Annotated in this window: 16 protein-coding genes and 1 pseudogene; 7 read left to right on the top strand and 10 right to left on the bottom strand. The window is 69.2% G+C overall.

Annotation, left to right across the window (positions count from 1 at the left end):
- The first annotated feature begins 62 nt into the window (after positions 1–62).
- From PKF00_RS23780 to PKF00_RS23795, 4 genes and pseudogenes are all read left to right on the top strand, one after another.
- Positions 63–1,535 (top strand): serine hydrolase domain-containing protein, encoded by a 1,473-nt coding sequence (locus PKF00_RS23780; RefSeq protein WP_271219833.1) that lies wholly within the window; start codon positions 63–65, stop codon positions 1,533–1,535.
- A gap of 385 nt (positions 1,536–1,920) precedes the next feature.
- Positions 1,921–2,336 (top strand): annotated as a pseudogene (locus PKF00_RS23785) (YciI family protein).
- On the top strand, positions 2,336–3,562 hold the full coding sequence (locus PKF00_RS23790) for an RNA polymerase sigma factor (RefSeq protein ID WP_271219835.1): 1,227 nt from the start codon (positions 2,336–2,338) through the stop codon (positions 3,560–3,562). Before PKF00_RS23785 ends, PKF00_RS23790 begins: the two are co-directional and overlap by 1 nt.
- 172 nt (positions 3,563–3,734) lie before the next feature.
- Positions 3,735–4,277, top strand: coding sequence for an SMI1/KNR4 family protein (locus PKF00_RS23795; RefSeq protein ID WP_271219836.1), 543 nt, complete (start codon positions 3,735–3,737; stop codon positions 4,275–4,277).
- A 185-nt stretch (positions 4,278–4,462) separates the two neighbouring features.
- Here the strand turns inward: PKF00_RS23795 and PKF00_RS23800 are convergent, their stop codons facing one another.
- On the bottom strand, positions 4,463–5,134 hold the full coding sequence (locus tag PKF00_RS23800; RefSeq protein ID WP_271219837.1) for a DNA alkylation repair protein: 672 nt from the start codon (positions 5,132–5,134) through the stop codon (positions 4,463–4,465).
- Between the two features lie 270 nt (positions 5,135–5,404).
- Here PKF00_RS23800 and PKF00_RS23805 point away from each other — a divergent pair, with 270 nt between their 5' ends.
- Positions 5,405–5,890: a hypothetical protein gene (locus PKF00_RS23805; protein WP_271219838.1), complete on the top strand. Its 486-nt coding sequence runs from the start codon at positions 5,405–5,407 to the stop codon at positions 5,888–5,890.
- Positions 5,891–6,117: 227 nt separating this feature from the next.
- Here PKF00_RS23805 and PKF00_RS23810 read toward each other — a convergent pair whose 3' ends face one another.
- The 5 genes from PKF00_RS23810 to PKF00_RS23830 all read right to left on the bottom strand — a co-directional run bounded on the left by PKF00_RS23810 (position 6,118) and on the right by PKF00_RS23830 (position 12,232).
- The gene (locus PKF00_RS23810) at positions 6,118–6,615 is read right to left on the bottom strand and encodes a PPOX class F420-dependent oxidoreductase (RefSeq protein WP_271219839.1); all 498 of its coding nucleotides are present in this window, start codon (positions 6,613–6,615) and stop codon (positions 6,118–6,120) included.
- Between the two features lie 75 nt (positions 6,616–6,690).
- Positions 6,691–8,169 carry an MFS transporter gene (locus PKF00_RS23815; RefSeq protein ID WP_271219840.1) on the bottom strand — a complete coding sequence of 493 codons (1,479 nt, stop codon included), beginning with the start codon at positions 8,167–8,169 and terminating at the stop codon, positions 6,691–6,693.
- 112 nt (positions 8,170–8,281) lie between these two features.
- The gene (locus PKF00_RS23820; protein ID WP_271219841.1) at positions 8,282–9,046 is read right to left on the bottom strand and encodes a glucose 1-dehydrogenase; all 765 of its coding nucleotides are present in this window, start codon (positions 9,044–9,046) and stop codon (positions 8,282–8,284) included.
- 72 nt (positions 9,047–9,118) lie between these two features.
- The gene (locus tag PKF00_RS23825) at positions 9,119–9,964 is read right to left on the bottom strand and encodes a helix-turn-helix transcriptional regulator (protein WP_271219842.1); all 846 of its coding nucleotides are present in this window, start codon (positions 9,962–9,964) and stop codon (positions 9,119–9,121) included.
- Between the two features lie 177 nt (positions 9,965–10,141).
- Positions 10,142–12,232, bottom strand: coding sequence for an MMPL family transporter (locus tag PKF00_RS23830; RefSeq protein ID WP_271219843.1), 2,091 nt, complete (start codon positions 12,230–12,232; stop codon positions 10,142–10,144).
- Positions 12,233–12,307: 75 nt separating this feature from the next.
- Here PKF00_RS23830 and PKF00_RS23835 point away from each other — a divergent pair, with 75 nt between their 5' ends.
- Complete coding sequence (locus PKF00_RS23835) at positions 12,308–12,778, top strand: MarR family winged helix-turn-helix transcriptional regulator (protein ID WP_271219844.1); 471 nt, start codon at positions 12,308–12,310, stop codon at positions 12,776–12,778.
- Between the two features lie 559 nt (positions 12,779–13,337).
- Here PKF00_RS23835 and PKF00_RS23840 read toward each other — a convergent pair.
- The 3 genes from PKF00_RS23840 to PKF00_RS23845 all read right to left on the bottom strand — a co-directional run bounded on the left by PKF00_RS23840 (position 13,338) and on the right by PKF00_RS23845 (position 15,109).
- Entirely contained in the window at positions 13,338–14,318 is a 981-nt protein-coding gene (locus PKF00_RS23840; protein ID WP_271219845.1) for a hypothetical protein, read from the bottom strand.
- Between the two features lie 20 nt (positions 14,319–14,338).
- Positions 14,339–14,740 (bottom strand): peptidase inhibitor family I36 protein, encoded by a 402-nt coding sequence (locus PKF00_RS44705; RefSeq protein WP_369011179.1) that lies wholly within the window; start codon positions 14,738–14,740, stop codon positions 14,339–14,341.
- A 114-nt stretch (positions 14,741–14,854) separates the two neighbouring features.
- Positions 14,855–15,109, bottom strand: coding sequence for a hypothetical protein (locus PKF00_RS23845; protein WP_271219846.1), 255 nt, complete (start codon positions 15,107–15,109; stop codon positions 14,855–14,857).
- 78 nt (positions 15,110–15,187) lie between these two features.
- Here PKF00_RS23845 and purN point away from each other — a divergent pair, with 78 nt between their 5' ends.
- Positions 15,188–15,796: a phosphoribosylglycinamide formyltransferase gene (gene purN, locus PKF00_RS23850; protein WP_271219847.1), complete on the top strand. Its 609-nt coding sequence runs from the start codon at positions 15,188–15,190 to the stop codon at positions 15,794–15,796.
- A gap of 250 nt (positions 15,797–16,046) precedes the next feature.
- On the opposite strand, the gene PKF00_RS23855 is transcribed toward purN, so the two are convergent.
- On the bottom strand, positions 16,047–17,471 hold the full coding sequence (locus PKF00_RS23855; RefSeq protein ID WP_271219848.1) for an alkaline phosphatase PhoX: 1,425 nt from the start codon (positions 17,469–17,471) through the stop codon (positions 16,047–16,049).
- Positions 17,472–17,510 lie beyond the last annotated feature (39 nt).

Raw genomic sequence — 17,510 nt, forward strand, 5'->3', positions numbered from 1 at the left:
GCGGTGCCGTCTCACCCCTTGGGGTGATGTCGGCCGGAGACGCCCGGCCTAGGTTCGGCGTCGTGCGTTTCCTACCTCTGCGCTTGTCTCGTGTGGCCTCCCTTCTCGTCCTCGGCGGTGTGCTCGTCGCCGTACTGCTCGGCTGGACGGCGCCGGCCCATGCCACCGGCGAACGGCTGGTCGACGACTACCGCTCCGTCTACGGTGCGCCGGGTGTCGCGGCGGCCGTGATCGACGGGGCGTCGGTCGAGACGATCGTCCGCGGCCGGGACGGGGACGGCAACGCGGTGACGGCGCGGACACGGTTCCGGATCGCGTCGATGAGCAAGTCGATGACGGCTACGGCGATCATGCTGCTGGTCGACCGTGACCGCCTCTCCCTGGACGACCCGGTCGTCAAGGTCCTGCCCGACTTCAGGATGGCCGATCCGCGCTTCACCGGGATCACCGTGCGCCAGGTCCTCAGCCACACCTCGGGGCTGTCGATCAGCACGAACAACGAGTACGTGTTCCCGCCTCCGCGCGGCGCGCGGGAGATCGTGGCCAGGCTGGCCGACAAGGTCCTGGCCACCGCGCCGGGCACCCACCCGGAGTACCACAACACCAACTACTCGATCGCGGCGAGGATCGTCGAGGTGGTGTCGGGGAAGTCCTTCGACGACTTCCTCCGCACCGAGCTGTTCACGCCGCTGGGCATGACCGACACCGGCTCGACGCTGGGGTGTTCCGATCATGCCGAGGGCCTGACGTCCGGGTACGAGGTCGTTCTCGGGGCCGCCGTCGCGGCACCGGAGATGCCGGGGTTCTGCGTCGGCAACGGCGGGGTGATCTCGACCCTGGACGACATGGTGCGGTGGCTGCGGTTCAACCAGGGCACCCTCGGCGCGAACCTGCTGAGTGCCGCTTCCCTGGCCGAGTTGCACACCGTCCAGCCGAAGGCCGGCGACTACGCCCTCGGCTGGCAGTCCCGCCCCGTCACAGCGGACGCCCCGCCGTCGGTGATCGGCCACGGCGGAACACTGGCGACGTGGACCGGGGACATGGTCTTCTCGCCCAAGACCGGTGTGGCCGCCCTCGTCCTCACCAACAGCGGCGGCGACCCCGGCCTGCTCTCGACCAACCTTCTCGCCGAACGGATCGGGGCGCCGGCGACGCCGATGAGCAACCCGCTCACCGTCGTGAACGCGGTCCTGCTCGCGCTCACGGTGGGGATGGCCGCGCTTCTGGTCACCGCGGCCGTCCGAGCGCGCCGCTGGGCCTCGCGACGCCGCGCGGCGCGCCGGCCGAGGCTGGTTCTGCGGCTGGCGCCCCTTGCCCTGGTGACGGTGCTGGGCGTGGTGCTGCCGACGCCGATCTGGGGGGCGTTCAGCTTCCATTACTGGATCGTCACCGCCTGGCTGCTGCCACCGCTGGCGCTCTTCTGCCTCACCTGCTTCGTGCTCGGGGCGGTCGCACTCGGCCGTCGTCTCTGGTGCTTCCGCCGCGCCGGTCAGGCGACCTCCGCACCGGTACGGCCGGCCACGGCGGACAGCTGACCTGGGCGGGAACCTGGCCGGAGCCGCCAAGGACTGAGGATTCACGAGGCGTTGCCGGTCGGAGTCCGTCGTTCTCGGCCCAGTGGTTCCTGACGTTGCCGGTCTCACCCGCCCGCCGCACGCTCAACTGAGCGCGTCCCGAACGCCTTTCCCGGATCCGTGTGAGCGTCGCCGCCTTCCGAAGACGCGACGATAAGCTTTCCGATCAGCAGGGCGTCCGCGTCGGCCATCGCTCAGGGGCCGCTCTGACGGGCGGAACACGGGCCGGAGGGATCGGCCGCGTCGCGGCGGGAGATTTCTCCGGGGCCGTGTCGATCCGCGGGCCGCTCGTTCGACGTGGGGGTGCGAGGGCCGAGAGGCGGCTCCGCCGGACGAGGAGAACGCGATGCCGAAGTACCTGCTGATCATGCGGGGCACCGACGAGTCGAACGCGGCCATGATGGCCGACATCGACGAGATGATGGCCACGACCCGCCAGTTCATCGAGGAGATGGTCAAGGCCGGCGTTCTCCTCGCGGCGGAAGGACTGGACGATCCGGGCCAGGGCGTCGTGGTCGACTTCAGCGGTGAGGCCCCGGTGGTCACGGACGGGCCGTACGGCGAGACCAAGGAACTGTTCGGGGGCTTCTTCCTGCTCGACGTCGCCTCGAAACAGGAGGCGGTCGAGTGGGCCAAGCGGGTCCCGGCGGCCCCCGGAGCCAAGATCGAGGTCCGGCGGGTGCCCGGGAGCGACGAGGTCCCGCAGGTCGACAAGTGATCACCAAGGACTGGGCCGGGCGCGAGAGCGACGGCCGGATCTGATGGGTACGGCCGATGTCGAGGCCGTCTGGCGGATCGAGTCGGCGCGGATCGTCGCCGCGCTGACCCGCTTCACCGGCGATTTCGGGCTGGCCGAGGACGCGGCCCAGGAGGCGGTGGCCGAGGCGCTGGTGTCGTGGCCGCTCGCCTCTCCGGCGAATCCGGCAGGCTGGCTGATGGCCACGGCCCGGCGGCGGGCGATCGACGCGATCCGCCGCCGGGCCGCCCTCCGGGACCGATACGCCCTGGTGGCGGCCGACTTGGCGGCCGACGCGGCGGTTGACGAAGGAATCGGTCCCGACAGGATCGATGACGACGTGCTGGCGCTGATGTTCGTCAGCTGCCACCCGGTGCTCTCCCCTGAGGCCCGGGTGGCGCTGACCCTGCGCGTGGTCGGCGGCCTGTCCAGCGAGGAGATCGCCCGCGCGTTCCTCGTACCCGTGCCGACCGTGCAGGCCCGCATCACCCGGGGCAAGAAGACGATCGCGGCGGCCGGGGTGCCGTTCGAGCTGCCGCAGGGTGCCGAGCGCCGGGAGCGGCTGGGCGGCGTGCTCAGCGTCCTCTATGTGATCTTCACCGAGGGGTCGACGGCCACGTCGGGCGACCGGCTGCTGCGCCCCGACGTCGCGTACGAGGCGATCCGGCTGGCCCGCACGCTGGCCGCGCTGCAGCCGGACGAGCCGGAGGTGCACGGCCTGCTGGCGTTGTGCGAGCTGACGGCCGCGCGTTTCCCGGCCAGGACCGGCCCGGACGGTTCGCCGGTCCTGCTCGACGAGCAGGACCGGCGGCGGTGGGACCTCTCGGCGATCCGCCGTGGGCTGGCCGCGCTGGCCAAGGCGTCGACTCGCGGCCTCGGCCCCTACGGCCTGCAGGCCGCGATCGCCGCCACCCACGCGTCGGCGCCCTCGGTCGAGGCGACCGACTGGGACCGGATCGTGGTGCTCTACGAGGCACTCGGCCGGGTCGCACCCTCGCCGGTGGTCGAGCTCAACCGGGCCGTCGCCGTTGCCATGGCCTCGGGCCCGGCGCAGGCCCTGGCCATCGTGGACGAGCTGATCGCCTTAGACCGGCTCCCCGGTTCGCATCTGGTCCCGACCGTACGCGGTGAGCTGCTGGCCCGACTCGGACGGCGACCGGAAGCGCGCGCCGAGCTGGAGCTGGCGGCCCGGCTGTGCGCCAACCAGCGCGAACGCTCGGTGCTGCTGCGCAAGGCGGCCAGGCTGAGCTGACTTCTCCCGCTCGGCCGGCCGGGACCCAGACGCGGCCCGGACGCCGTCGGCTGAGGCAGACGGCCAGGACCTACAGCCCGCCGAGGCGGTGACCTGGAGCAGCCCTGATGATCCCCCATGGCGGCGACGCACTCGGATCGCTACCGGATGTGGAGTGGCTTAGCCTCTCAGGATGACGGAGGCACCTGAAAATCTGGCCCTGCCCATCGCCTTGGCCGAGGTGGCCGAGGTTGGCTTCGAGTGGGAGTGGGACGAAGAAGCCGACGAGGCCCACGGTTGTGATTTCGAGCTGTACGAACGGTTCGAGGCGCCGGAGAAGACCGCGTGGTGGTTTCGCCTGTGGACCGGTAACGAAGAGGTCGACGGCAGCGAATTCCGCTTTTTCGGCGCTACCGGGGCAGGCGACTATGTGGGTTTCTGGCTGGTTCGGCCTGGCATGTCAATCACCGAACAGCCCGTCATCTACCTCGGTTCCGAGGGGGAACGCGGCGTGATAGCTCGCGATCTCGGTGATCTGCTCCGGTTGTTCGCGGATGGCCTGGGCCCGGCGGAGGCATTCGCCGACCCAGGTCGTGAGACGCAGCCGAACGAGGCGTTCCAGGCGATCGCGGAGCGGTACGCGCCGGGAAGGCGCCGCTCCGCGGCGGAGATCGTGGCGGGGGCGGGAGAGGAGTTCCCGGGCTTCTCAGAGTTCGTCGACGCGATGTGCCGGTGAGCGAGGCCCGCGCCCAGCGTTCAGTGATCCACGGGACCTGGGGCGTACTCGGACGGTGAACAGCGCGTTCAACCGTGTCGCACTCCGTCCAGGACAGCCGAAGGCCCGGAGGCTCCAGGTGGGAGGCACCGCTGCGAGATCACGTGCCCAGAGGGAGCGCGGCGTGAACGTGAGCGTGGCCTTTCCTAGTCATCGTGCTGTCGGCGCACCATCTCGGTGATCCAGACGGGGGCGAACGGAGACGTGCAACCCGGGGAAGTCGGGTAGTCCTTGAGCACCTCCAGGCGCTCACCGATGTCGATCGCACGGGCACGATGCTCGGCGTGCTCGATCCCGATCTGAGCCAGGCAGTGGTTCATCGCCCACTGCAGGCGATCCGGGGCGTCTTTCATCTCCGCCTCGATGATGTCGAGCAGTCCTGCGAGGTCGAGACCCTCGGGCTTCTTCGTCACGCGTTCGGTGGTCAGTGCCCAGCCGGCACTCGCGACCACCGGATCCGGATCGGCGGACCAGGCCAGGCGCAGCTCTTCGGAGTGCGGGTTCTTCTTCACCACATAGTTCGTGAGCCAGTCGTGCACCTTGGGTGTGCGCGCCTCGCGCACCATGACGTCCAACTCGTCACGCTCGAACGCTTTCGGGCGGCAGATCAGGATCGCCAGCAGTCTCGCCGCGGTGTCATCCGTCTCCCAGAGCCGGCGCGCGAGTTCTTGCTGCGTCTTCAGCCGCTTCGCGAGCGCACGCAGCCTGCTGAGGTTCACACCGTGATCGTCACCGTGTCTCTCGTTCACCTCGCGTGTCTTCGAGTCCTCGAGCTCGGCCAGTTCGGCCATCACCTCGGCCGCCGTCGTCTCGGCCACCTCAGCCTCCTGTCCGTCACGAACGAGGTTCAGCCTACGACGGAAGCCGGCCTCCTTGTCGTGCACGCCGGTTTGACCGCGGCTGAGGGGACGGCGTTGCCGACGGCGACGGTTTGAGCGCCGCTGAGGGGACGGCGTTGCCGACGACGACGTCCCCACCCGCGGACTCACTTCGGCCGCCGAGCGCGGTCTCCGTCGCCCGAACAGGGTGATCGTCGCCGGTCGGGACGTACCTGGTGGACGAACGCGCAGGACTCTAAGCTGTTGATCATGAAGCGCTCGACGATGGCGGTGATCGTGGCCCTCAGTGCCCTCTGCGTGGGGGGCAGCGTCGTCGTGGCCGCTCCTTTTGTCTCATGGGTGTTGACCTATGGGTGCGACGCCGATGATGACCGGCTCGCCGCCTCCCTGGCCACGCTCGGCATCCTCGACGTCCGTCCGGCAGACGCGACACCCCAGGAGGGACGCAGCAGCACCTGTGAGAACGACAGCCGGGTGACGACCGTCGGGCAGGCCTATCGTGTTTCGGGGTCGCAGGCCGACGTGCTGTCCTTCTACCGGGACGCCGCGATCAAGGATGGCTGGACGCCCTCCCCGGAGAGCGAGGGCAAAGGAATGGACTGCTTCACCAAATCCGTCGGCGGGAGGGACGTCGAGCTCTCGGTGTGGTTTCTGGACGTGCTGGGGGAGGAGGAACACCGCGACGACTACGTCGTGGACGTGACCTCTTCCCTGCAGGGCGGAGGCTGGTGTTGACACCGGGGACGCTCCGAACGCTTCGGTCCGACCGTCGGCTGCGGGCTGGAGGGCCGACGACGACGCTGCCGGAGACGGCGGATCCGGTCGGCCGGTGGATGTTCGTGAGTGCCGTGATCAGGCGAGACGTTCCAGCTGCACGCGCGGTGACGAAGGACGTCCCGGCGGTGCCGGTGACGGCGGGGGCCGATGCCGCCCTCCCGCCGTACGCGCTGTCGCGTTCTGGGTCAGTCCTCGGCGGGGATGTCCAGGGCGGTGCCGTACAGACGTGACACCCGCAGTCTGATCACCACGCGTCGTTCCCTCACCGCCTGCCTGAGGAAGGCCGCCTCCTGCGCGGGGTCCTCGAAACCCGGGGTGAGGGCCAGCAGTTCCTGACCGATCGCGTCTCCGGGCTCGGTCGTCGCCTCTGACACCTCCGCGTCGCCTTCGGCGACGGCGAACGACCAGATGTCCGGCCCGTTCACGTGCAGGGCGAGGCTGGGGTTTCTGCGGATGTGACGCGCTTTGAGGCGGTCGTTCGTGGTGGAGATCCGTACGATCCGCTCGTCGGGATCCCAGTGGTACAGAACGGTGGACAGATGGGGGTGGCCGCTGGTTTTCACGGTCGCCAGTACGCCGAAGCGCTGCTCGCCGAGCAGGTTCACCAGCTCCTCCTCGGTGAGGATCCGCGGCGCGGGGCCGGAGCCCGGCTCGTTCTCGTTCGTGGCGGTGAGCTCGGTCATCTGGATCGATTCCTGTCTACGCTGTGGGTCGTCGGGTCGGGTGCGGCGGTGGTGCCGGGCTGTTCAACGGGCTGTTCAACGGGCCGTTCGCTCGGCAGGGAGCGCGTTCCGGGAGGCCGTGTCCGGCCTGGGCTGTCGCAGCACGGTCAGTGCGACGGCGAAGGCGGCCACGAGCAGAGCGGCGGCGACGCCGAAGGCCAGGCGGTAGCCGTCGGTCAGCGCGACGGCCTCCTCGGCGCCGGCCGACAACAGCCCTTCGGTGCGCGAGGCGGCCAGGGTGGACAGCACCGCCACGCCGACGGCCATGCCGATCTGCTGGGTGGTGTTGAACACCCCGGAGGCCAGGCCCGCGTCGTCGACTCGGGCGCCGGACATGCCGAGCGTGGTCAGCGCCGGGAGCACCAGCCCGCCGCCCGCGATGAGCAGCATCACGGGGAGCAGGTCGACGACGTAGTCCGCGTTCACCGGGACGCGGGTGAGCCAGCCCATCGCGCCGAGCAGAAGCACCAGGCCCGCCAGCAGGACGGCTCGCGCGCCGAAGCGGGTGTTGAGCCGAGCGGAGACGAACAGGGACACGCCGCCGATGGCCACCGCCGCGGGAAGCATCGCCAGGCCGGTGTCGAGCGCGCCGTAGCCGAGGACCCTCTGCATGTAGAGCGCGACGATGATCTGGAAGGCGAACATGGCCGACAGTGTCAGCATCTGGACCAGGTTGGCGCCGGAGACGTTGCGCGAGCGGAGGATCCGCAGGGGCATCAGCGGGGTCCTGGCGGTCGCCTGACGGGCGACGAAGGCGGCCAGCAGAGCCAGCGACACCGCGCCGAGGCCGAGGGTGTGTGCTGAGAGCCAGCCGTACTGCTCGATTCCGACCACGGTGTAGATGCCCAGCATCAGTCCGCCGGTGACCAGCACGGCGCCGATGATGTCGGCCCCGGCGGCGAGTCCGGCCCCACGCTCGTCGGGCAGCACCCGGATCGCCAGCGCGATCGTGGCCAGCCCGATCGGCAGGTTGATGAAGAAGATCCAGTTCCAGCTCAACGCGTCGGTGAGGATCCCGCCCAGGACCTGGCCGATCGAGGCTCCGGCGGCGCCGGTGAAGCTGAAGACGCCGATCGCCTTCGCGCGCTCCCTGGGCTCGGTGAACAGTGTCACCAGGATGCCCAGCACGACCGCGGAGGCCATGGCGCTGCCGACGCCCTGCGCGAACCGGGCAGCGATCAGCGTGCCGGGTCCGCCGGCCGCTCCGGCCAGCAGCGACGCGGCGGTGAAGACCGCGTTCCCTGCCAGGAACATCGCTTTACGGCCGATGAGGTCGCCCAGCCGACCGGCCAGAAGCAGCAGCCCGCCGAAGGCGATCAGGTACGCGTTGACGGTCCAGCTGAGCCCTGCGGCTGAGAAGCCCAGCTCCCGCTGGATGGCCGGCATCGCCACGGTCACGATGCTGCCGTCCAGGATCGTCATCAGCGTCGCGGCGGACAGCACGGCGAGGGCCGACCAGCGCGATCGAGACGTGTCGGTGCGGGCCGGTCGAGGGGAAGGGGTGGTGCGCGGCATCGCCGTCTCCTGTTCGGAAGGGAACAGGAGTGACCGTAGCAGATAGTTTTGTTGTAGACGATCCTGTATGGATTTATTTTCCGTGCCGCTGTGCTCGCCGGTCCGTCCTGGACTACAGCGCCGGTGCCGGGACGGCGGGGATCAGCCCGCCGTCGACGAGGATGTCCTGCCCGTTGACGTAGGAGGCCTCGTCGGAGGCGAGGAAGGCGACCGCGGCGGCCACCTCGTCGGCGGTGCCGACACGGCCTGCGGCGACCGTGGTGGCGATGGCGCTCTGGGCCTCGGCGGAGATCTCGGCGCGGAACGCCGGGGTGTCGACGTAGCCGGGGCTCACGGAGTTGACCCGGATCCGCCGGGGCGCCAGTTCGGCCGCGAGGGTGCGCGTCAGGTTGTGCACCGCCGCCTTGGTCGCCGAGTAGAGAGCGGCGTCGGGCACACCACGGTGCAGCGCGAACGACGCGTTGATCACGATCGCTCCCCGGTCGGGCAGCAGCGGAAGCGTCTTCTGGACGGTGAAGAAGGCCGCCTTGAAGTTGACGTCCACGACGCGGTGGAACTCGGCCTCGGTGACGTCGCCGATGGGCTGGAACGCGCCGACGCCCGCGTTGGCGAACACCACGTCCAGCCGCCGGTACCGGTCGCGGACGGTCGCTGTCAGCGCTTCCAGGTCGGTGAGACTCGTCGCGTCACCGGGTATCCCGAACGCCCGGTCGCCGAGCTCCTCGAGCGCGGCGTCGAGCCGGGTCCTGTCGCGCCCGGTGATGATCACCTGCGCGCCTTCGGCGATCAGCCTGTGCGCGGTGGCCAGCCCCATGCCGCTGGTGCCGCCGGTGATGAGTGCGATCTTGTCGCTGAATCGGGAACCGTTGAACGTCATGGGTTCAGCGTGCCGACCCGCGCCGCGGACATACAGTGCGTGGTTGTCGTGGGTGTGACACCACCACGCTGGTCAGGCGGGGGCGGCGAGGCGGATGCGCCGCAGTCCTTCGAGCCGGCCGTCGGTGTCGGTGCCCGGTCGGGGGTTGTACAGCACGAGACGCCAGTCGGGGTGGTCGGCGACCGCCAGGGTCGTCGCGTCGAAGAACAGCTCACCGGCCTCGGGGTGGCGCAGCGCGTTCACGGCCTGGACCGGGACGCCCACCTCGTGGCGTTCCCACAGTTCGGCGAATTCGGGGCTCGCGACGCTGAGGTCGTCCACCACCCTCCGGAACCCGGGATCGTCCGGAAAGTGCGCCGAATCGGCGCGGTAGGCGGCCACGACGGCGGACGCGGCCGAAATCCACACGTCGTGCACCGCGCGGTACCGGGGACTGGTGAAGAAGGTGATCAGGCAGTTGTGGGCGGTGCCGTCGAAGTCGAACACCGCCCGCGCCGTGTCGTTGAACGCCAGCACGTTCCAGTAGCGGTCCCGCAACACCGCGGGCCGCCGCCCCCACGCGTCGAGCAGGCGTCGTACCTCGGGAGTGACCTCGGTCCCGGGCGTCCCGTCGGCGGGCGGCGGGTTGAGACCGGCCAGGAGATACAGGTGCACCCGCTCCGGTTCGCTCAGGCGCAGGGCCCTGGCGATCGCGTCGAGCACCTCAGCCGAGACGGTGATGTCGCGTCCCTGCTCGAGCCAGGTGTACCAGGACACTCCGACCCCGGCCAGCATCGCCACCTCTTCGCGCCGCAGCCCAGGAGTCCGTCGCCGGCCCGCCGCAGGAATGCCGACGTCACCCGGTGTGAGCCGGGCTCGACGGATGCGCAGGAAGTCACGGAGCTGCTCGTGGCGTCGCCGCGCGGATTCGCTGGTCATGAGCTCACGGTAACTCCTCTTTGTCAGCCTGCTCCGGTTTGTCAGCCTGCTCCGGTCAGCCGGGGGAGGGGTGCTCGACTGCCTCCGCGCCTTCTTCCGGATCACCGGCATCCCGGCCGGCCCGGGGCGTCTGCGATCTCCGTCGGCGGCGACCGCGCTGATCGGCGGGTCCGGGCGTCACCTCGGCGCTTCGGTCAGTCCCCGGGACGCCTGCGGCGACTCGGCGCGGCCCAGGCGGCTGGGCCACCAGGCCCGCGCGTCCAGATCCCGTACCAGCGCCGGGACCAGCAGGGAGCGCACCACCAGGGTGTCGAGCAGGACGCCGAAGGCGACGATGAAGGCTATCTGCGCGAGGAAGGCCAGGGGGATCACCACCAGCGCGGCGAAGGTGGCGGCGAGCACGACGCCCGCCGAAGTGATCACTCCGCCGGTGGTGACCAGCCCGCGCAGCACACCCTCCCGCGCCCCGAGGTGCGCGGTCTCCTCGCGCACCCTGGACATGAGGAAGATGTTGTAGTCCACGCCCAGCGCGACCAGGAAGACGAAGCCGTACAGCGGAACGGACGCGTCGCTGCCGGTGAATCCGAACACGTGGGTGAAGACCAGGGTGGAGACGCCGAGGGTGGCCAGGAAGTTCAGCGCCACGGTGACGACCAGGAGCACGGGCGTCATCAGGGAGCGCAGCAGGACGATCAGGATGAGCAGGATGATCGCCAGGACGACCGGGACGATGAGCAGGGTGTCGTTCTTCGCGGTCTCCGTCGTGTCGTACCGCTGGGCGCTGTACCCGCCGACCATGACGTGGCGGTCCGGGGCGAGCGCGGCGCGCAGGCGTTTGACCGTGTCCTGGGCGGCGTCGCTGTCCGGGGCGTCGCTCAGCGTCGCCTCCACCAGCGCGAGCCCATCGATGATCTTGGGGGTGTCGCCCGGCCGTCCGCTCTGGGTCACCGGCGCGGCGTCGGACACGCCCTCGACGTCGCGGGCCGTCTTCTCCACGGCCGCCGCCCGATCGGCGGGGGCGACGATGACCGCGGGCTGCCCCGAGCCGCCGGGGAAGTGCTTGCTCAGCGTCGCCTGTGCCGCCACCGACGGCGCGTCGTTCACGAAGGTCTCGTCCAGCGGCACGCCTCTGGCGTTCAGCTGCGGCGCGAAGAGGGCGAGAGCGATGAGCGGCAGGATGGTCGCGATCCAGAGTCGGCGCGGACGGCGGTCGACCAGGGCGGCCACGCGGCCCCAGATCCCGCGCGCCTCGGCGCCTGCCGGGCGCGGCTTCGCGGGCCACAGGGCGGCGCGTCCCAGCAGGACGAGAACCGCGGGCAGGAAGGTGAGAGCGCTGAGGGCGGCGCACACGATGCCGATGGCGCCCACCGGGCCGAGCGCGCGGTTGTTGGTCAGGCTGCTGAGCAGCAGGGCGAGCAGAGCCAGGGCGACGGTGGCGGCGCTGGCGACGATCGGCTCGAACGAGCGTCGCAGCGCGACGCGGCCCGCGGCGAAGCGGTCGCCGGTCGCGGCCAGTTCCTCCCGGAAGCGGGCGGTCAGCAGCAACGCGTAGTCGGTGGCCGCGCCGATGACGAGGATGAACAGGATGCCCTGCACCTGGCCGTCGACCCGGACGATGTCGTGGTCGGCCAGGAAGTACACCACGGCACACGCCAGGCCCAGTGCGAAGACCGCGCCGACGATGATGACGAGCGGCAGCAGCACGCTCCGGTACACCGCCAGCAGGATGACCAGCACGGTGAGCAGCGCCACCCCGAGCAGCAGGCCGTCGATCCCGGCGAAGGCGTCGGACAGGTCGGCCCGGGTGGCCGCCGGTCCCGCGAGCTGGGCCCGCAGGCCGTCGACCGTCACCGCCGAGCCGATCCGCTCCAGGGTCTCCCCGAGCGCCTCGAGGTCGGGGCTGAGCTGGACCACGCCCTGCAGCGCCTGGCCGTCGTCCGATCCGAAGGCGGGTGTGGGCGTCCCGACGACACCCGCCGTGCCACGAAGCGCGGCGAGCGTCCGGGTCGCCGCGGCGCTCTGCTCGGGAGTGACGGTCTTCCCGTCGGCGGTCCACACCACGATGAGCGGCTGCGTCTGCCCCTCGCGGAACCTCTCCTGCGCTTCCAGCGCGCGCGTGGACTCCGCGCTCTGGGGCAGAAAGGCGGCCTGGTCGTTGGTGGACACCTGGGAGAGCTTGCCGGCGAACGGCCCCAGCCCTCCGCCGACGGCCAGCCAGACCAGCACCAGCAACGCCGGAACAAGCCAGCGGATCGGTCGCCGCGCCATGAGATCGCCCTTCCGTGACGCCCTATAACTCAATGATTAAGATACTCAATGATTGAGTTAATGTAGCATGGCGACATGAGCGGCGACAGCGAGGAGGGCATCGACCTGCGGTCCTTCGCGACACGACTGCGCAGGATGACCGCCGAGTTCAACCGCGTCGCCCACGAGTTCGCCAACGAGCACGGGCTGCACACCACGGACGTCCAGGCCCTCATCAAGATCTTCGACGCTCCGTCGCCGATCACTCCGAGCCGGCTGCGGGAGGAGCTGAACCTCACCTCGGGCGCCGTCACCGCGTGCCTCGACAGGCTGGAGCGGGCCGGGCACATCCGCCGGGTGCGCGACGCGCACGACCGGCGCGTGGTCCACGTGCACTACCTCGACACGGCGAAGGAGTTCGCCGCGGCCTTCTTCCGTCCGCTCGGCCGCAGCACCGACAACGCCCTGCGGCGTTTCAGCCCGGAGGAGTTGCGCACCGTGGCCGCCTTTCTCGACGCGATGAACGAGGAGCTCGAGGTGTTGCGAGCCTCTCCGGGGTCGTCCTGACCCTGTCTTCGAGCGGGCGGGCCGAACGGTTGCACACCGGCGTCGGGTCTTGTCGTTCGTCGCATGCGGGCCAGGAGGCGCATCCACGGAGGCCTCGTCGCCGTAAAGAGCGGTGTCGCCGTAAAGAGCGGTGCCGCCGGAGGCGGCGGTGTTACGAGAAAGGGGGCAAGAACGGTTCGGCGAGGGCTTTCAGGCCGCTCGGCGGCTGCGCCCCGCCCGTCGGTATGGACGCTGTGGACCGCGCCTCGCGCAGACCGTCGACTCCGTCGGCGCGGATGTCCTGGTCTTGGACCTCACCGTGGATCGCAGCGGACACGGGCCTTCGTCTCGATCCGCGCCGTCGACCGGCTCGCGGGGTCTGCGCGGACGAGCCCGGCCGTCGCCTCCTCCTTCGACCACGGAGAATCGGGCGATGACCGGGCTCGTTCACGATGTCATGCCGTCTGTTGAGAGGACTCGTGCGGCGTATCCCCAATCTTGCCGGGGGCCCTGCCGGAACAGACGCGGCCTCTGCGCCGGAACGACGGCGTGACTGAAGCTCGGCGGGCGGGAGCTCTTCTTACTGCGCTCCCAACGCCTCCTTCGCGCGAAGAAGGGCAGAGGCGTTCATTTTCTTGGCGTCCGCCACCTCCGTGGCGTATTTTTTCAGCATGTTCTCGTAGTGGCGGTCCTCGATCCGGATTCGCTGCGCGGCGTAGTCGGTCGTCTTCTCGCACTCAGCGTCCGCGACGGCGAGGGAGATCTCCTGGTCGCGCGCCTCGTCCGATCCGATGCCGAGCCGCCGGTGCGAATCCATCGAACTGCTTCTCGCCGTATCCGGATTCTTGAGGTTCGGGTGTCCCTTGCTCGCCATGCACGACGACCACGCGGAATCGACACGCGTCATGTCGGCGTCCGACGACGCCTGCCGCCTGGCCCGTATCGGAAGATTTGCGGCCAGGTAAGTAAACTTCACGTAATCGCTCAGCGAGCCGTAGAGCTTTTCCCTCGCTTCGGCCATGCATCCCTCGCTCGTCGTCCCTGCTCTTCCTCCGCCCGGCAGGTCTGCCTTTATCTCGGGGGCGTCGTCACGACCGAAGAACGCTTCGCCCCACCGCTTCCGCTCCTCTTCCGAGAGCTTTGAGATACCCGATCGGTCCACTTCTCCCGGGGAGTCTCCGGCGTTCTCCGCGGACCTGTAGCCCGTTCTCCGCGCCTGCTCCACCGTGAGGCCGTAGGGATCCTCGCCGAGGGTCGGGGCGACGTCCGTCGCCGAAGAGGGGTTTTGGACGTACGTGAATCCACGTTTCTTCATGCAGCGTTGCACTAATTCCTCTTGCGCCGCATATCTTGTCGCCGACCCGGAGAACAGGGCGAGCAGTGCCTCCCGCACCTCCGGGTCGTGGTTCGCGAGCGGAGTGACGACCGCGGCGCGGCTCTGTGAGGTGTCTCCGGCGGTGGCAGTTGACAGGAGATAATTGCCGCCGGATACCGTCGCGATCGCGACGGCGGCAAGGGCGATGCCGCCGAAGGCAATCTTGTGAAAGCTCCTACTCATCATCGATCCCTTTCGTTCTCTTTTTAGCAAGTTTGTCCAGAGCTGCGGCCGCGATGCGCGTCACCCATGGCGGCCTCCATGTTGGGATCCGTCACATAGTCGATGCTGTCTGATGCGGCGACCCAGACCGTCGGACCACTATAGTCTGAGATGTAGACGCAAACCCATGCGAGAGTTTGGAATCGATTCTTATATGACCTGTCGTTCCAGGTCAGCGTCGGCCAGTTACCCCCTGCCTGATGCCACTCCGGGACTGCGACCGTGCTTCGTGCGACGACGCCGCTGTAATACGGGGCGCTCCAGACGCAGAAGTAGGAGGTCGAGCACGACGAATCAGCGGACGCCGGTGTCGCAGTACCAGTTGTGATGAGCCCTGCGGCCAACACGGCCGACGCCGTCACTCTGGACAATCTTTTCAGATTCATCCTGATCCGCCTTTCTTTCGGTTTGATTTCCCGACCGCTGAGGGTGTCGGGAATCAGGCCTACATTTGGCGTTTAAATATTATTTTGTGTATCGAAGTAGATCAAGGGGTTGATCTACCTTCTTCTCTGTGATAAAAGAATCCTTGAAATCGTTTTCGCGATTTTGGCGGACGCGCCCCATTTTCGTTCGCAGAGGTGATTACGAAGCGCGTTTGAATACGTCGTCATCGTCACATTCCAGGTCTTCGCGGCCGGATGCTCCGCTCCGCCGTCCAGACGCCGGCCGTCACGGTCGTATGCCGTGTTGAGCATCTCCGCCGTCATCATTTCCGCGGACGTCCCTTGCGCGATCACCGAACCGCTTCTCATGGCCACGACGGTGTCGGAGTGGCAGGAGGCGAACGGCGGTGGAGGCGTCCCCGGGGGGCGCTCTGAGATGATCTCGGTATGCCGTTGAAGATCGCAGTACTGGCCTCGCACACCGGCACCAACCTGCGCGCGCTGCACGCCGCCCAGCGGCCGGACGCGTTCACCGTCGATCTGGTCGTCAGCAACAACGGCTCGTCGGGAGCGCTGGAGTACGCCCGGGAGCACGGCATCCCCCACGCGCACCTTTCCGGACGCACCCACCCGGACGCGGACGCGCTCGACCAGGCGATGCTCGCGGCCCTGCGTCGGCACGACATCGATCTGATCGTCACCGCCGGCTACATGAAGAAGGTCGGTCCCGCCGCTCTCGCCGCCTACGACGGGCGCGTCCTCAACGTCCATCCCGCTCTCCTGCCCAGGCACGGCGGGCAGGGGATGTACGGGCTGAACGTCCATCGGGCTGTCCTGGAAGCGGGCGACACGGTGTCGGGCGCGTCCGTTCACCTGGTGACCGCCGAATACGACGAGGGGCCGGTCATCGCGCGGCAGGAGGTCCCCGTCCTGCCCGCCGACACCCCCGAGAGCCTGGCCGAGCGAGTTCTGGCCGCCGAACACATCCTCCTGCCGGCCGTTGTTCACGACGTGGCCACCCGCGGCGTCTTTCTGAGTGACTTCCGTGACTCATGACAGAAGGCTCATCTGCCCGATGAATGAGGGTGTGGTGATGGAATTGTCTGCCTGTCAGAAAGATGGTGCCGACAGTAGTCTTCGGCCATGAAGCGTCTGGTCTTCATGGTTCTCGTGGTCGCGACCCGAGGCGATCGTGACGGCCGCCGGCACGACAGACATGACCGCGCCCGCCCCGCCGTCCCGGCCTTCGACGGCTCGGGACGGCGGGGCGGGCGCGGTCGTGCGGTGGCCGGTGCGACGGTGCGGGTCAGGGGTGGCCGTGGCCGTGGTCGTCCTGACGGCCCCAGGGACCGGTGATCGCGAACACGTAGCCGGGAGACTGGATGTTGGCGAACAGGATCCTGCCGTCCGCGCTGAAGGTCGGGCCGGTGAACTCGCTGTCGTTGAGCTGGTTGCGGGCTATCGGGTAGGCCTTGCCCTGCTTGGTGACGCCGACCAGGTGCGACAGTCCCTCGCCGTCCTCGGCCAGGATGACGCCTCCGTACGGCGAGACCGTGATGTTGTCGGGCCCGTCGTAGTCGGTGTCCTGCGTGGGGTCGGGATTGACTCCGAAGATCGTCTTGAGGGTGACGGTCTCTGACCTGGGGTCGTAGAACCACACCTGTCCGTCGTGCTCGTTGACGCTGCCGTCGCTGGTGCGGGCGTAGCTGGAGACGAAGTAGGCGCCGCCGTCCCCCCACCAGGCGCCCTCGAGCTTGCGGGCGCGGGTCACCTGGTCGTTGGTGAACTGCTTGCGCACGGAGACCGTCGCCGCGTCACGGTCGGGCACGGGGACCCACTGCACCCTGTAGCGGGTGCCCGGCTGGGTGGCCTCGGACAGGTCGCCGATGTGCTTGCTGCCCTTGAAGCAGCTCATGGCCTCCAGGGTGCCCGCGGTCGCGCCGTCCTGGCTGAGCGCGAGCGCCCGGAGCGCGCCCTTGCGGCCGCGGAAGTGCCTGGGCGGGGTCCAGCGGAAGTACAGACCGTTCGGCCCGCCCGCGTCCTCGGTCTCGTAGATCGCCGAGGTGCGCGGGTCGACCGCGACGGCCTCGTGCGAGAACCGGCCGAGGAACTTCAGCGGCACCGGGTCGAGGTTGGCGTCGCGGTCGAACGGGTCGACCTCGAAGACGTACCCGTGGTCCTTCTGGAACGCTCCGCCCGCGCGCTGCTCGGTCTCCTCGCACGTCAGCCAGGTGTTCCACGGGGTGATGCCGCCCGCGCAGTTGTTGTGCGTGCCGGCCACGCTGACGTACTCGCGGACGCGGTTTCCGCGCCTGTCGACCTCGATGTTGGTGGTGCCACCGTGCGCGCCGGGGTCGTAGGTCAGACCCGGCAGGGCCGGCACGGGGTACGGCTCACCGCCGCCGATCTCGTGGTTGTTGACCAGGACGGAGGAGCCGTTGCGCCCCTGGAAGAAGCCGGTGCCGTCGGCGTCGCTCGGCGTCGGCTCCCCCGACTCGAGCAGCGTCTTCCCCGCCTGAGCGACGATCTTGTAGGAGAAGCCGCGGGGGAGGGCGAGCAGGCCGGCCGGGTCGGGGATGACGGGACCGTATCCTGCCGCTTTGAGACCGGTCTGGGCGGCCTGGGCGGCGGCGGGGCCGGCGATGGCCTCGACGCTGCCGATGATGGCAATGCCCAGGCCGCCCGCGGCCCCGGAACGCAGCAGGTCACGGCGAGAGATCGGGGAAGTCATAGGGGTACCTTTTTCGCACTTTTGGGAAGGTAGCACTGG

Source organism: Streptosporangium carneum, assembly GCF_027922005.1.
Taxonomy (GTDB): Bacteria; Actinomycetota; Actinomycetes; order Streptosporangiales; family Streptosporangiaceae; genus Streptosporangium; species Streptosporangium carneum.

Coding starts and splice junctions, on each gene's coding strand:
- PKF00_RS23790 (WP_271219835.1), top strand. CDS start 2,336: ATGGGTACGGCCGATGTCGAGGCCGTCTGGCGGATCGAGTCGGCGCGG.
- PKF00_RS23795 (WP_271219836.1), top strand. CDS start 3,735: ATGACGGAGGCACCTGAAAATCTGGCCCTGCCCATCGCCTTGGCCGAG.
- PKF00_RS23805 (WP_271219838.1), top strand. CDS start 5,405: ATGAAGCGCTCGACGATGGCGGTGATCGTGGCCCTCAGTGCCCTCTGC.
- PKF00_RS23810 (WP_271219839.1), bottom strand. CDS start 6,615: ATGACCGAGCTCACCGCCACGAACGAGAACGAGCCGGGCTCCGGCCCC.
- PKF00_RS23815 (WP_271219840.1), bottom strand. CDS start 8,169: ATGCCGCGCACCACCCCTTCCCCTCGACCGGCCCGCACCGACACGTCT.
- PKF00_RS23820 (WP_271219841.1), bottom strand. CDS start 9,046: ATGACGTTCAACGGTTCCCGATTCAGCGACAAGATCGCACTCATCACC.
- PKF00_RS23825 (WP_271219842.1), bottom strand. CDS start 9,964: ATGACCAGCGAATCCGCGCGGCGACGCCACGAGCAGCTCCGTGACTTC.
- PKF00_RS23830 (WP_271219843.1), bottom strand. CDS start 12,232: ATGGCGCGGCGACCGATCCGCTGGCTTGTTCCGGCGTTGCTGGTGCTG.
- PKF00_RS23835 (WP_271219844.1), top strand. CDS start 12,308: ATGAGCGGCGACAGCGAGGAGGGCATCGACCTGCGGTCCTTCGCGACA.
- PKF00_RS23840 (WP_271219845.1), bottom strand. CDS start 14,318: ATGATGAGTAGGAGCTTTCACAAGATTGCCTTCGGCGGCATCGCCCTT.
- PKF00_RS44705 (WP_369011179.1), bottom strand. CDS start 14,740: ATGAATCTGAAAAGATTGTCCAGAGTGACGGCGTCGGCCGTGTTGGCC.
- PKF00_RS23845 (WP_271219846.1), bottom strand. CDS start 15,109: ATGAGAAGCGGTTCGGTGATCGCGCAAGGGACGTCCGCGGAAATGATG.
- purN (WP_271219847.1), top strand. CDS start 15,188: ATGCCGTTGAAGATCGCAGTACTGGCCTCGCACACCGGCACCAACCTG.
- PKF00_RS23855 (WP_271219848.1), bottom strand. CDS start 17,471: ATGACTTCCCCGATCTCTCGCCGTGACCTGCTGCGTTCCGGGGCCGCG.